Genomic DNA, 14672 nt, shown 5'->3' with positions numbered 1-14672 from the left:
ATAAAAGAATACCATAGACCGGAAAATGATAGCAACAGAGTTTAGCTGACAGAACGCTCGTTTTTCCGTTATAATGGAAAAGCATAGCACGTTTATCGACAGAATCCAATTACTAAGGCTGGATAAAATTACTTATGTCTAGCAATTTACTTGCTTCTCATCGTCAGTGAATCTCGATTTGAAATGGGTTTAGACAAGCGTGTCACATATCAGTTATCCTTATTCTTTAGGAATGGGATGTGTTTAGGCTATCCCTTCAACATTTAAGACATCAGTAGGAGCTTATAACTAACTGAATTTTGGTTCACAGGGTCCGTCATCGCACAAATAATTTACCTTAGAGTAAAGCGGTCCTTGTCAGAGTTCCTCAGATTCATCCGGTGCTTGAACATCAATTGAATCAAGATAAAAAACAGTGAATTCGCCAGTACCTTTTATATTAATTTAATTGTTAAGGAGGACGAATATGGGTAAAAAAACGAATATAGCACTTGCAATTGCTGCAGCTAGTGCAGCAGCTTGGGCAGGTAGCAAAGCTATTTCTAAACCTCAACAACGTGAAGGAAAACAAGCATTACAATTTGATCGACCGATTATTATCGCACACCGTGGTGGAGCTCATTTAGCACCCGAGCATACGATACTTGCCTTTGAAAAATCAGCACAGCTAGGTGTAGACGGCTTTGAAATAGACATTCGCTTAACAAAAGACGAGGAAATAATCGTCTTTCATGATGCTACGGTGGAACGGACAACTGATGGCTATGGAATAGTCGCAGACATGACATTAGCTGAAATTAATGCTCTGAATCATGGCTATCAATTCCAAGATTTAGAGGGGAAGACCCCATACCGAGAAGAAAAAACAAATGTTGTTACACTACGAGAATTACTAGAACGCTATCCAAATATGTTAGTAAATATTGATATTAAAGATGCTCCTGATACGTATGAAGGTAGCTTAATGCCATCTAAACTTTGGCGTTTGATTGAAGAGTTAGGCGCAGAAAATCGTGTGGTTGTTACGAGCTTTTACGCAGAGCAGATAGACCGCTTTAATTTATATGCACAAAACCAAGTGGCATTAGGTGCAGGTGAATCGGATGTACGCAAAGCATTCACCGCGTTTTCTAGCCAATTTGGTCATTTATATCATCCAAAAGTAGATGTGTTTCAAATCCCTCCAAAATCAGGTGTTGTCACGCTAGATTCACCAAAATTTATTCAGTTTTTAACCAACCTGAACATCCCCGTTCATTATTGGACGATTAATGATGTGGTGACTATGAATAAATTAATTCACAACGGTGCAAAAGGGATTATTACTGATCGCCCTGATATTGCTGTGGAACTTTTAAAAACGCAAGAATAATTGAATGTAGATTTTCATATTCATTCAATTTTGTACAAGAGGTAAAGGCTCTTTATAAATGGCCTTACCTCTTGTTTTAACCTTTAAAATAAGACTTAAAATCTCTCCCAATATAATTTGCAGGAACAGGATGTAAAGCTATTTCTCTTGCCCAGACAGAAAGTTGCCCCATATGATGAATTTCATGGACTATGATATGATGTAATATGTCGTTTTTTGTATATTCATTTTCATCCCAAGCCACTGTCACAACCTCATCATTAAATTCTTTATGGGACGTTAAAAATTCAAGCAATTCATTCCGCAGTTTTGTTGACAGCATTTCAATCTTTTCAAGCGTTTTATAATCTTCAAAACTAAATATTCTGTCTTCTTTGCGTTGAATACCACGAATCCAGCTATACTCTACATCTATAATATGAAATAACGTGTATAAAATACTTCCAGCTCCACCAGTACGACGCTTCAATAATTCTTCGATACTCAGCTGTTGACACCACTGAAACCATTCATCTCTAACTTGCCAATTATACAAAAAGAAATTTATCATAAAGTTTCCCCTTCCTATACTTCTATCTCTAGAACATTGCACATAATAATTCCGATGGTTTCTCTGCCAAAATAGCGTTCATTAAAATTTGTGCAATTTTGACGGAATCAGGCTGCTGTGATTTAACTATGTAATTATCATTTATCACTTTATTACCAACTATCGTTAATGCATTTAAACATGATAAAATTGCTAATAACACAATGTTGCGATTTTAATATTAATCGTTTTTACATATTTTTTTGATAGTCAGTATCTTAGTAATTATTATAATTACTGCCTTTCTTTCTCGAAAACTAACAAGACCGTTAAATGAACTTAAAAAAGTTGCAAAGGAAATTGGTGAGTTGGATTTTAAACAGGCTGAAAAGATAATAATTATGAAGCTACCCTATATTAAAATTATAAAACATTAACAATGTTGCATTATTAGTAAAAAAAACAAATATCACAACATTGTTTTTTTATTTCATAGTTGTATCTTTGTAGATATGTATTTAAAGAAATAAGCCTGATTTATTTTGAATAAATTAATAAAAAGTCTTGATAGGGCCATTTTATCAATGACTTGTCTAAATTGTAGCTTACAGAGACACCAGAATAGTTGAATAAGCGAGAGTCTACATTATCAAGCTTCTCGCTTAATTAACTTATATCAATTATGGTGTATATGTAGTGTTACTGTCTCTTTTCAACAAATAACAAAATTAGTGTTGCCAATGGCCCTAATACAAGAGAAAGTAAAAACCAATTTAACCCGGTTCTATTCTTTCCTTGTGCAAGTGCAGCATTTATCAACGCCAATGTACCCCAACCTACGAAATATTGGTTATCCATCTTCTGCCCCCTATTTTACTTAACCATACTGCATCGTTAGTGTATATTTCTTCACAAATTTGATCATAACACATCCGAATAATATGCTCCATAAGGTGTCAATACTGTTAAGTCACTTATAATCTATAACTAAAAGTCATCTTATTTTTAAGATGGCTTTTTTACTGGTGGGCTAAGCCAACCTATAATTATGTTCAATATATAATTACGTGCCATTGCACAAATATACAAAAACCCCTTCGTATCAACGAAAGGGATAAAAATTATTATTATGTACATATAAATTTATAGAGATATCCCAATTTTTTAAGCAACGACTTTATTGTAAATGATGTAATACTGCATCTGTCACATCTTGTAATGTCGCTGTTCCTCCCAAATCTCCTGTTTTAATTCCTTGCGCTAATGTTGCTTCTATTGCATCCAATACTTTTAGGCCAAGCTCTGGATAGCCTAAAAAATCTAGCATCATTTTCCCTGTCCATATTTGTCCAAGTGGATTAGCAATACCTTTTCCTGCGATATCAGGTGCAGAACCATGTACGGGTTCAAACATTGATGGATATTTGCGTTCAATATTTAGGTTTGCCGCCGGCGCAATACCAATACTCCCCATAATAGCGCCACCTAAATCGGTTAATATATCCCCGAATAAATTCGAAGCCACAATAACATCAAAGTTTTCTGGCTTCATCACTAGGAATGCGGCTAATGCATCGATATGATTGGATACTTGTCCAATCTCCACATAGTCTCTGCCAACCTCAGCAAAAACTTCATCCCAAAAAGGCATACTATATGTTAATCCATTTGATTTTGTAGCACTCGTCACGTGCTGACGTCGAGATTTTGCCATTTCAAAAGCATAACGCATTGCACGTTCTGTACCTTTTCTTGTAAAAATTGCATTTTGAATTGCTACCTCTTCCTGTCCACTATGAATACGACCGCCACTCTCAGCGTATTCTCCTTCTGAGTTTTCACGAACGACCACAAAATCAAAACCATTAGGATTGCGCAGCGGTGAAGGTAATCCTTGTAGTAATTTCGCTGGACGTACATTAATCGATTGCTGCATTTCACGACGAATTTTAATAAGTAGGCCCCATAATGAAATATGATCAGGTACCAAAGCAGGCATACCAACTGCACCTAAAAAGATTTGGTCATAGCCTTTTAATATTTCGATTCCATCATCAGGCATCATTTTCCCTGTCTCTAAATAATAATTGCAACTCCATGGGAAAGTAGCCCATTCAAATTGAAAACTCCCATCTACCTGTGCTACTTTATCAAGTACTGCCATTGCCGCTGGGACAACCTCTTTTCCAATACCATCTCCAGGTATAACCGCAATTCGATATATCTTCATCTGTAGTACCCCCTATTTCTTACTTTACTTACACAGTCACTATACAATTTTTCACAAAAAAAAAATAGAAGAAGTGTCGTTTGGACACTTTTTCTATTTTAGGCCGAGCAGGAGCAAGAGCCCCCCGAGCCACAGCCACTTCCGCATGATGAACCAGATGCAAAGAAGGGGTTACTTACTGGAACCTTTACCGCTTCTGATACTGTTTTTCCGATAAGTAAGCTTATTTCATCAAGTAAATCTTGAAAATCATTTTCAGCTAACTTTAATGCTGAAACTTTTTCATTTAAATCGAGTTCGCGCTTTTGCTGACGAATCGATTTCATTATTGTATGATAGTCCGGATGATATTTTCCGAAACGTTGTACATCTTCGTATTGCTCCTTCATACGGCCAAATGCGTGAATAGCTTCCACTAAATGCGCATCGTTATATACCGCTTTATACGCCTCTTGTAGCGTATTTGCAGGTTCAGAGGACAGAATCATCTCACAAAGCGCATCGGTCTCATCCAAAATGATTGCCCATTCAGAGGTCATCATCATTTTTAATTCCCCCAATCTCTTACCCATCATAACAGATTTTATGGTAATTTTACATTATTGATATTTCTATAATAAAGGAGTTTTTTTACTTGGTACCATCATCTAAAGAACTAATAGAAGATTTACTAGCAGATGTTTTACAAAATAGCACAATGGAAGATGAAGAAGTTTTACTACATTTGTTAAGTGGACTTCGCGACAAGCAACAAGGTATTCATCGCCGTTACATTAACGCTGCCTTACATATGGTGGGCACATTTGAGCCAGAGGTTAGTGAAGTGCGTATGCCCATTACACCGGTTATTCATAATACCATTAAAGTGCCACATGGAGGGATTATTGCAACTATTGCTGATGCAGCGATGGGAGGTTTAGCTTCACGCTCTGTTCCAGAGGGCTTTAATGTTGTGACGACTAATATCAATATTTCTTATATAGCAACAACCACAAATAAAGAACTAATTGCACGAGGACGTTTCGTACATAAAGGACGACAAACGCTTGTGATGGAATGTGATATCGAGGATGAAACAGGTCGGAAACTTGCTATTGCCACCGCTTCTTTCTTCGTCATTCAACGTCGCCAGTCTTAAGACTTGAAAAGTAATCTTGAATACATTGTTGATCGGAAAAAGGGAACTTATGATTTTTTATTTGTTGCGTCTGTTCATGCCCTTTTCCGGCAACAAGGACTATATCTCCCTTTTTTGCCTTAGCCAATGCCTGATGAATCGCAACCTTTCGATCCAAAAAAATTTCATAATATTGCTGTTCAGAAAAACCAGCAATAATACTTTCATTAATTAAAATGGGGTCCTCATCGCGCGGATTATCGGTCGTTAAAAAAATTATATCTGCATACTTACTAGCCACTGCTCCCATCGCAAAGCGTTTGGCCTTGTCTCGATTGCCACCGCAGCTAAAAACAAGGAATAGCGTCTTCTTGCTATCAAAAGTTTGTAAAACTGCCTGTAGTGCCTCTGCTGTATGGGCATAATCTACATATACATCTATCCCAAGTGGATTCTCAATTTTTTCGAGTCTCCCTTCAGGCAATTTTAATGCCCACATATGCTCAGTTATCTCTTCAATTGAATAACCAAGACGCCATACAGCCATTAATGCAGCTACTGAATTTTGCACATGGTACTTACCAACAAAAGGAATAGCTACGATATGCTCACTTTTAGTTGTTTGCACGCAAAGTATGGTTTTCCCTCTTGATTCACTCACAATTTGAATATGTAAATCATTGTGATTGTCAAAACCGAATGAACACGCTTTTTTCTTATCATAAATACCGACTGAACGGCAAAAATTGTCGTCTCCATTTAACACAAGTTTTTTCGACAAATCTGCCAACCTTTTTTTTGCTCGTTTATATGCCTCTAATCCACCATGATCTTCTAAGTGATCCTCTGATAAGTTCAAAAATACGCCACAATCAATATCACAATGATCAAGTCTATGTTGTTGTAAACCCATCGAAGAGGCCTCTAACACAACATGTGTCACTCCCTGACGTACACATTGTTTTAGTATTGGCTGAAGTTCCTTTGCTTGTAAAGTTGTTAACTGCTCATACGATGTTTGTTGCCTTTGCCCATTAATAAAGAAACCAACTGTACCAATAACTGCTACATTATTATGTAAAGCTCTTAGTAATTGACTAACAAAATGACTCACTGTTGTTTTACCATTTGTTCCTGTGATCGCAACAACTGTTAAAGCCTCTGCTGGAAAGGCAGCGAGTTTAGCACTCGCAAATGATAAAAACAATGCAGTATTTGGTACCCAAACGAAAGGAATATTTTGTTCATTGGCGGGTAGTGAAATACTTTCCTCAGATACAATGGCAGCAGCACCTCTGGCTATTGCTTCTTTTACAAATCGGCTCCCTGAAGTTTTCTTACCTTTACGCACAATAAAAATATCCCCAGGTTTCACCGCTTGTGCGTAATCCTCTACACCAGTAATACTTGTTCGAATCGATCCACCTGTCACACTGCACGGCCAATCTTTTAATAACTCAGCTAATTGCATTGTCTCACTCCTCCTTTCAGTTCTCTATCATATGACGGTGTTTGTAACGTTGTGACGAAAAAAGCAGAGGGCTTAAGCTTCTCTTTCTACACACTTTTTACATCCAACGTCGCAACACTAAATGTTTAAATTTTCCACAAAAGAAATAGAAGGCATTAAAAAAGAGGTTGTCTTATATGTAAGACAACCTCTTTTTTAATAAATAGTAATAAACCATTGATTTCCTTTTCTGGCGTTCCCTTTCGGGTAGGCACGCTCAACTAATTTTTGCGCATATGCTGTTTCTGCAGGAGTGTCACGCCTGCCACACCCATCAACTTGTCTTGCATACAGATGAGGGATTACAATGGCCCATGCAGCGGTGCTTACTTTTATTTTCATGACATTGAAGAAGCTCTTAATCAGACATAAAATGGGAGTGTATTTGTAACGAATATTTCTGATAAAATTTCAAAAGGTATTCGCAATGTGATTATTGCGAATACCTTTTGTCTTCCATCCGAAAGATTGTCTTTTGCCACAACCTGTTTTTTTCTATTATTGAATGTTTTGATCTGAATCTGCGTCCGAAATGTCTTGCGGCTCTTCAATCTCCTCTATTTCCTCTATCTCACTATCCACATTGTTTTTCTCAGTCGGTTCTATAAATATTTGCGTATAGTAATTTAAAAAGACTCCCGAACCAACTAGCGAATATTTATCGTTTAAAATTATTTTACGATGTTCAGGAGAATTAAGCCAACCATGCATCGCTTCAACAGCGTCGAAATAAGCCGTTGCTAAATTTTCGTTCGCCTCATAATAGTCCGTTTCATATGCCTCTAATCGCTTTTTCAAATCTCCATTTGTGGGAGATTCATGCGAAAGAAAATTTTGCACCTTCATATCTTCACTATGCAATCTTGCTACCTCATCTAATGCATCATCCATTTCTAATGGTGCTACATCATGCTGAACTCTGGTTACATTTATTAAATCATCCAGCTGAGCTGCACTGGCCAAATTAATGTCTTGCTGTAAAAAGGAGGATGGTGGTGCTGGTATAACTAGCTCTCCTTGATAAATCATTTCATACGGTCGATGTAGTACCAGCGTCTCGCTATCTGTGAAGCGTACACCTTGTAATTTACCTGTTTCTCCATCTATATAGAGCTGAGCATAAAGTCCATCAAACTTCACAAGCAATCGCGTTTGCATATCTTCCTCACTCATTGAAAAAACAAAAATATTCTCACCCACATTGGCAGCCACTTCATAATCAATTATTGTCTTTCGATAAATTTCATCACGCTTCTGACCAATTTTAAATGGTGATGCATCCAAATGATCACCTGCTATGTATACTTGTGTCACAACATTATTTTGCACACCAACCATAAAAAATGAGGAAACACTGGTCTTATAAACCCACCATTGATAGCCAAATGACGATGGCTCTTTCCTTGCTGGTTCACCATATTGTTCCAGTACTACTTGTGCACCTTGTCCGATAAGTGTCGACATACCACTTTGTGGACGTGTCATCGCTCCCTCCTCAGGCTGCTTCAGTTCTGTCTTTGGAATAACATTAGAATTAGCATTTGGACCCTCAAGTGGTTCATTTTCACGTGCAGTATTAAAGAACATAAAGCCGATAAACGCAATTGCTGCACATACAATTAAAATGCGAAATAAAGCTTTCATACATGACCCCTTCTCATCACCATTATTGTAATTTATTATATCAATTGTAATCGTGTTGACACAATGTTGTCATTGCAACAATGTCGAATATGCTCTATTATAAAAATGAGCGTATACTTTGTACGAAAAGCTAAAGGAGGATTATTAGATGTATTTTGAAAATACTAACCTTGAAAATTTAACAGCTGACCAAGAACTAATCGAAAGCGTTATGAATAAGAACGGTCTTGAATGTGATGGTGGCTGGGATTACGAACGTATGACATTCGATCGTCGTTTCGATACTCGTGAAGGCCGTTACTACCTACGCGTATTCGCATATGCTAAATCTGGTGATGTTGGTGCACACGATGCAGTTTTAACTATTATGAAACCTGCACTTGGTAAATACTACTATCCACATGGTGTTGAATATGGGGAAGATGAAGTTTACCCAGCACACCTTGTTAAAAAATGTGAAGAAATCTTAAAAAAAGTAAAATTAGATTTAGAAGCTTTTGAAGTTCGCGTCTAATCTATATTAGGATAGACAGATTATTTACACTTATGTCGGTAAAAAGTAGCTATCATTAAACTATTTTCTAAATAAAAGTATAATAGATGCTATACCAACATTAGATTGGCCCGTGCGTGTATGACCTAGAAGCTTGAAAAGACTGGTGGTCCAGTCTTTTTTATTTTGAGTAAAATAATTTTTTCTCCTCATACTAACTATATCTTTCAAATGATGTAGGTGAATTTCATGATAGAATTTTTCAAAAAGCCCTTTTTTCGACATCCAATAATCGTCATCGCGATTGGCATCATTATACTGTGGTTCATGTCCTTATCTTTACCAGTCCTACTAGCCTACGTTACGGCATTACTATTAGAGCCTGTCATCATTCGTATCAGCAAACGATTTCGAAAAAAAAGAAAAATTATAGTTTCTATTTTCTTTTTGTTGTTTTTTTCCCTAACGCTTTTCCTTTGTATTCTCGCAGCATTTATCGGCTGGAAACAATTTTCATCTTTTTTACTCCATTTACCAGACTACCTCAACCAATTATCAGCTCTTTGGATACAAATTCAATCAAAACTTGCCAATTACACCTATCATCTGCCTTTGGAACTCGTTACACAAATTCAGCTTATCATTACACGTACATTAGCATCCATTGAAAAATTTGCGTTTTCTTTAACAAATTTGAATGTTTGGTCTTCATTAATTACACACTTATCTTCACGTTTGTTTGATATATTCGTGTATTGGATTGTTCTCTATATGCTACTGTTAGAATTACCTACTATTAATCAAAAACTATTGGCTCCAATTCCTTTTCATCATCAACAAAAAGTAATATTTATCGGCCAGCGAGTCAAGATTGCTTTATTTGGCTTTATGAAGGCACAGTTCTTTGTCGGTATTTGTATTTTTGCAATAGCACTAGCAGCCTTTTTTTTATTAAAAACGCCATTTCCTTTTATATTAGCACTATTACTCGTTATCTTGGATGTAATTCCTTTTTTAGATTCATTTATATTACTTATACCTTGGGCCATTTATAAAGCATTTACTGGAGAATATGTTTATGCTATTTCCCTGCTAGTACTAACTATTGTACTTTTTTTAGTGCGCCGGATGGTTGAACCGAAAATTATCGGAGATAAAATTGGACTTTCTTCCTTGTCGACATTCATTGCTATGTTTATCGGTTTCAAAATATTTGGATTTCTTGGCATTTTAATTGGCCCTTTACTCGTTGTCGTTGTGCTTTCACTATTTAATCAATCCGACATAAAAAATCTCCCTCCTGCTCAAGAGTAAGGAGGGAGATTTTTTTATTAAAATCCTAAAATTGCTTTGATAACTGACGTTGTTTCGCCTGGTTCAAACAGGATATACAATAACATGTACACCATAACACCTGTAATGGCTACGAAGAACCAAATAATACTCGTAATTGGTCCGATACGACGATGAAGTTTAATCTTTGTTTTCAAACCAGAAATAATACTAACAATACCGAATACTGCGCCCACTGTCGCTAGCGTAATATGGAATATTAAAAAGAATGTGTAATACGGTTTTAAATCCTCGCCGCCACCAAAAGCAGTATTTCCAATAAAGATTGTACGTGAAGCATAAATAATAAAGAATATAAGAGCAGCAGCACCAGCACCTAACATTACTTTTTTATGCGCTTCTACTTTCCCCTTCATGATTAAGCCCCAACCGATTGCTACTAGTACTGCACTAATAACGATAAATGACGTACTAATAGTAGGCAAAATTTGTAATTCCATGCACAAAACTCCTTATACAATGTAAATTTCTCTTTTTACAGCTGATGTTGATGCTCGCTTTCCCATTTCTCTTGGTGTGCCTTTAGTGCATCTGCCGTAATTTTATCAGGATCTTTTTGTTCTGAGCGATACCATTTTGTAAAAATAGAAGCAATTAAAACACCAAAGATTAGCTCTTGCAATATTTTCATAAGGACGCCGCCAAGTTGTTGATCCGCAACAGGTTTCATATCTGTAAATAACTCTGGTCCCGACAAAGACAAGCCAGACAATGTAGAAGCTGGTACACAAAGCTCCATCGCTTTTAGCCAAGCGTCACCATTTGTATACGTTTCATACATCGCGTTTGGAGCAAAAATAATTAAAGCACATGCAGGGGTAATTAATACCGCGTTTGCAATAATATAGGCTAACTTATACAGAGGCTTCATTTGAGAACTCTCTGGCATCTTTTGAATTAAAGGCCAGTACATTAAAACAGCAGAAACAAATAATACAAAGGTATATGTACTATGTAAAGTCTCATTTAATTTAATGTAGTCTAAGACAGAAGGCAAGTGATAAAAAGAAAATAGACCAATAAATACAAATATCGCAACGACTGGTAATGTTAAAACTCTAAACAAAGGTTTTACAACTGGTGCTTCAATGGCAACCTTCCATACCCACCATGGAATACCTTTAATAATGAAAATCGGTACAAGCAATAGTAATATAGCCATTTGCACCATATGCATGGTAAACATAATATGGGCCATTAAATCTATTGGAGACCCTTTAATAATATAAATCGTTACCATTGCCAAAACGAAGTATATGGCCTCTCCTCTTTTCAATGGCTCACTGACTTTAAAATCTTTGCGCCATTTCGTTGTTACTAAAAAATAGATAGTTGTTATAAAAACGAGAACCCCTATTAAATACGGGCTCCATAAAGCTTGGAAACCAAATATACTAAGTGGCATACAGTACGCACTCCTTTAAACTTCAGTACTCCTATTATAAAACGCTTACAGCTGAACTGCAATGAACGAAAGGTGAACAATTTACTATGACTTAGTCTATTCTAGTACCCAACGAAAAAAAGCACGTCTCTACTAAAAGTAGAGAACGTGCATTTTTGGTTTACCACCAAATGATTGTTAAGAATGCTAAGAAGAATGTAAATGCGATTAATATACCCATCCACATAAAGAAACCAATTACTCCACCGAAGTGAGTTTTTTTGTCTTCTAAGTGCATGAAAGCGTAAAGTTGAAGAACAACTTGAACACCAGCAAGCAATAAAACGAACGGGAATATTAAGTATTTAGAAAAATCAGCTGCAACTACTGCGAATGCGATGAATGTTAAGAAAATCATAATCGCAAAGTTGATTACTTGTTTACGCATATGAACGGCATTATGATGACGATCATACTCGTATTGCGCTTGAGACTTAGCAACTACAGGTGTATCGTGTGATGACATATTATCCGATCACTCCCATCAAGTATACTACTGTAAAGATAAATACCCAAACTACGTCGATAAAGTGCCAGTATAGGGCAGCAACGAAGAATTTAGGCGCATTGTACAGGTTAAGACCACGTTTAGAGTTACGGATAAGTAATGTAGTAATCCATACTAACCCTAATGTTACGTGGAAACCATGTGTACCAACTAGCGAATAGAACGCAGTGGCGAATGCAGATTGGTTAAAAGTAAAACCAAGGTGCACATAGTGATAGAACTCGTAAATTTCAAGGGCCAAGAAGCCAAGGCCTAGAAGTAAAGTGATAGCTAACCAAGTTTGCATTCCTTTATAGTTAAAGTTACGCATATGGTAAATTGCATAAACAGATGTAAGTGATGATGTTAAAAGTAACATCGTCATTGCAAAAGCTAACGGTAATTCAAATAAATCTTGTGTTGTGAACTCCATGCCAGCCGGCCCTTTGTTCTTAAGTGCTAGGTAAGTAGCAAATAAACTTGCGAAAAGCACAACTTCACAGGCAAGGAAAATCCAGAAACCAACGACCTTGTTTTTACCTTCTAACGTTGCTTGTTCAGGATGATCTGGCCAAGTATGAGGAGTAAATTTAGTATTGAAATCCATTATTTATTTCCTCCTTTGCCATAAAGTTGTTCTTCAATTTCAAGAATTTCTTCTTTGTGTAAGTGGAAACCGTGATCATCTTTAACAGAACGAACGATCATAGCACCAAATGTAATTGCAAGACCAATGATTAGTACATAGATTGACCATGGCTTATCTGCATCTGGATTATAAAGTGCACCGAATGCTGCGATAAACATACCTAAAGAAATAACGAATGGAATTGCAGAGTTGTTTGGCATATGAATATCACCAAGTGGCTCAGCATATGTCATACCTTCTTTGTTACCTTCTTGTTTTTCAATCCAATAAGGATCTAATCCACGAACAAGTGGCGTTTGACGGAAGTTATAGAACGGAATTGGCTGTGGAATAGCCCATTCTAATGTACGGCCATCGCCCCATGGATCGCGACCTGCTGGTTTACCTTTGATAGACATTAAGCAGTTGATTACCATCATGATAACCCCAACACCCATCATTAATGCACCAATTGTTGAAATATAGTTGAACTGATCCCAACCTTGACCTTCCATGTAAGTGAATACGCGACGTGGCATACCCATTAAACCTAAGAAATGTTGTACGAAGAATGTTAAATGGAATCCGATGAAGAATACCCAGAAAGTCCATTTCCCTAATGTTTCGTTTAACATACGGTTGAAGAAAATTGGCCAGTAGAAGTGCGCTGAACCGAATAAAGCTGTTACGATACCACCTACGATTACGTAGTGGAAGTGAGCAACGATAAAGTAAGAATCGTGTAATTGGTAGTCAAGAGGAGCAGATGCTTGCATTACCCCTGTAACACCACCCGCAACGAATGACGGGATGAAACCAAGTGCATAAAGCATTGGTGTAGTAACTTTAATAGATCCGCCCCAAATAGTTAAGATCCAGTTGAATACTTTCATACCTGTTGGAACGGCAATCGCCATTGTTGCAACAGCGAAGATTGCGTTAGCTGTTGGCCCAAGACCAACTGTGAACATGTGGTGGGCCCATACCATGAAGCCTAAGAAACCAATTAAGATTGTTGCGAATACCATTGAAGAGTATCCGAATAAACGTTTACGAGAGAACGCTGGAATAATCTCAGAGAATAAACCAAATGCTGGTAATACTAAGATATAAACCTCTGGGTGTCCGAAAATCCAGAATAAGTGTTCCCAAATAATTGTGTTACCACCCATTGTGTGGTCAAAGAAGTTACCACCGAACATACGGTCAAATAACATCATTAATAAACCGATTGTAAGTGGAGGGAATGCGAATAAGATTAATGCACTTGATACAAGTGCTGTCCATGTGAATAATGGCATACGCATGAACGTCATACCTGGAGCACGCATTGTAATGATCGTAACAATGAAGTTAAGACCAGAAATTAATGTACCTGCCCCTGAAATTTGTAAACCAAGTACATAGAAGTCAATACCATGTCCTGGAGAGTATAAAGATAATGATGCATAAGATGTCCAGCCCGCATCAGGAGCGCCACCCATGAAGAATGACAGGTGAAGGAATACTGCACCTAGGAAGAATAACCAGAACCCTAAAGAGTTAAGGAATGGGAATGCAACGTCACGCGCACCAATTTGTAATGGTACAAGCATATTCATAAATGCGAATAATAATGGAGTCGCAGCTAGGAATAACATCGTTGTTCCGTGCATTGTTAATAATTCATTGAAAAAACCAGCTGAAACGAAATCGTTATTCGGTTTCATTAACTGAATACGCATTAATAACGCTTCAAAACCAGCGATAGCGAAGAACAATGTACCGGCTAATAAATACATTACTGCTAACTTTTTATGGTCAACAGTTGTAATATAGTCCCAGATAGTTGCTCCAAAGCCCTTTTTCTGTGTGTATGAGCTCAC

General features: G+C 37.0%; 16 protein-coding genes. 4 read left to right on the top strand and 12 right to left on the bottom strand.

The features are described 5' to 3' along the window. The first annotated feature begins 466 nt into the window (after positions 1-466). Positions 467-1372, top strand: a complete 906-nt coding sequence (locus C9J31_RS04930) for a glycerophosphodiester phosphodiesterase family protein (RefSeq protein ID WP_107923178.1) — start codon at positions 467-469, stop codon at positions 1370-1372. A 76-nt stretch (positions 1373-1448) separates the two neighbouring features. On the opposite strand, the gene C9J31_RS04925 is transcribed toward C9J31_RS04930, so the two are convergent. From C9J31_RS04925 to C9J31_RS04910, 4 genes are all read right to left on the bottom strand, one after another. Further along, entirely contained in the window at positions 1449-1922 is a 474-nt protein-coding gene (locus C9J31_RS04925) for a DinB family protein (RefSeq protein WP_107947646.1), read from the bottom strand. A 678-nt stretch (positions 1923-2600) separates the two neighbouring features. Beyond that, positions 2601-2759: a hypothetical protein gene (locus C9J31_RS04920; protein ID WP_167395904.1), complete on the bottom strand. Its 159-nt coding sequence runs from the start codon at positions 2757-2759 to the stop codon at positions 2601-2603. 319 nt (positions 2760-3078) lie between these two features. After that, positions 3079-4131, bottom strand: a complete 1053-nt coding sequence (locus tag C9J31_RS04915; RefSeq protein ID WP_107947642.1) for a tartrate dehydrogenase — start codon at positions 4129-4131, stop codon at positions 3079-3081. Between the two features lie 98 nt (positions 4132-4229). Continuing rightward, positions 4230-4676 carry a YlbF/YmcA family competence regulator gene (locus C9J31_RS04910; RefSeq protein WP_107947641.1) on the bottom strand — a complete coding sequence of 149 codons (447 nt, stop codon included), beginning with the start codon at positions 4674-4676 and terminating at the stop codon, positions 4230-4232. A gap of 89 nt (positions 4677-4765) precedes the next feature. Between C9J31_RS04910 and C9J31_RS04905 the strand changes: the two genes are divergently transcribed. Beyond that, positions 4766-5269 (top strand): PaaI family thioesterase, encoded by a 504-nt coding sequence (locus tag C9J31_RS04905; RefSeq protein WP_107947640.1) that lies wholly within the window; start codon positions 4766-4768, stop codon positions 5267-5269. Here the strand turns inward: C9J31_RS04905 and C9J31_RS04900 are convergent. From C9J31_RS04900 to C9J31_RS04890, 3 genes are all read right to left on the bottom strand, one after another. After that, positions 5247-6719: a UDP-N-acetylmuramoyl-L-alanyl-D-glutamate--2,6-diaminopimelate ligase gene (locus C9J31_RS04900; RefSeq protein ID WP_107947639.1), complete on the bottom strand. Its 1473-nt coding sequence runs from the start codon at positions 6717-6719 to the stop codon at positions 5247-5249. The genes C9J31_RS04905 and C9J31_RS04900 overlap by 23 nt on opposite strands. A 195-nt stretch (positions 6720-6914) precedes the next feature. Beyond that, entirely contained in the window at positions 6915-7100 is a 186-nt protein-coding gene (locus tag C9J31_RS04895; RefSeq protein ID WP_107923182.1) for a hypothetical protein, read from the bottom strand. Between the two features lie 156 nt (positions 7101-7256). After that, positions 7257-8402: a CAP domain-containing protein gene (locus C9J31_RS04890; protein ID WP_107947638.1), complete on the bottom strand. Its 1146-nt coding sequence runs from the start codon at positions 8400-8402 to the stop codon at positions 7257-7259. 148 nt (positions 8403-8550) lie between these two features. Between C9J31_RS04890 and C9J31_RS04885 the strand changes: the two genes are divergently transcribed. After that, complete coding sequence (locus C9J31_RS04885) at positions 8551-8916, top strand: YugN family protein (RefSeq protein WP_107923184.1); 366 nt, start codon at positions 8551-8553, stop codon at positions 8914-8916. Positions 8917-9144: 228 nt separating this feature from the next. Beyond that, positions 9145-10209 (top strand): sporulation integral membrane protein YtvI, encoded by a 1065-nt coding sequence (gene ytvI, locus C9J31_RS04880; RefSeq protein WP_107923185.1) that lies wholly within the window; start codon positions 9145-9147, stop codon positions 10207-10209. A 17-nt stretch (positions 10210-10226) separates the two neighbouring features. On the opposite strand, the gene C9J31_RS04875 is transcribed toward ytvI, so the two are convergent. From C9J31_RS04875 to ctaD, 5 genes are all read right to left on the bottom strand, one after another. Continuing rightward, on the bottom strand, positions 10227-10688 hold the full coding sequence (locus tag C9J31_RS04875) for a DUF420 domain-containing protein (RefSeq protein WP_107923186.1): 462 nt from the start codon (positions 10686-10688) through the stop codon (positions 10227-10229). A gap of 35 nt (positions 10689-10723) precedes the next feature. Then, positions 10724-11653: a cytochrome c oxidase assembly factor CtaG gene (gene ctaG / locus C9J31_RS04870; protein ID WP_107923187.1), complete on the bottom strand. Its 930-nt coding sequence runs from the start codon at positions 11651-11653 to the stop codon at positions 10724-10726. A gap of 160 nt (positions 11654-11813) precedes the next feature. Beyond that, positions 11814-12158: a cytochrome C oxidase subunit IV family protein gene (locus tag C9J31_RS04865; protein WP_107923188.1), complete on the bottom strand. Its 345-nt coding sequence runs from the start codon at positions 12156-12158 to the stop codon at positions 11814-11816. Position 12159: 1 nt separating this feature from the next. After that, positions 12160-12786, bottom strand: coding sequence for a cytochrome c oxidase subunit 3 (locus tag C9J31_RS04860; protein WP_107923189.1), 627 nt, complete (start codon positions 12784-12786; stop codon positions 12160-12162). Further along, complete coding sequence (ctaD, locus tag C9J31_RS04855) at positions 12786-14672, bottom strand: cytochrome c oxidase subunit I (RefSeq protein ID WP_054767095.1); 1887 nt, start codon at positions 14670-14672, stop codon at positions 12786-12788. The genes C9J31_RS04860 and ctaD overlap by 1 nt, the downstream gene beginning before the upstream one ends.

This window comes from Lysinibacillus parviboronicapiens (genome assembly GCF_003049605.2).
GTDB lineage: Bacteria > Bacillota > Bacilli > Bacillales_A > Planococcaceae > Lysinibacillus > Lysinibacillus parviboronicapiens.
Note: the sequence above shows the minus strand (reverse complement) of the source record. Positions and strands in the feature narration are given on the sequence as shown.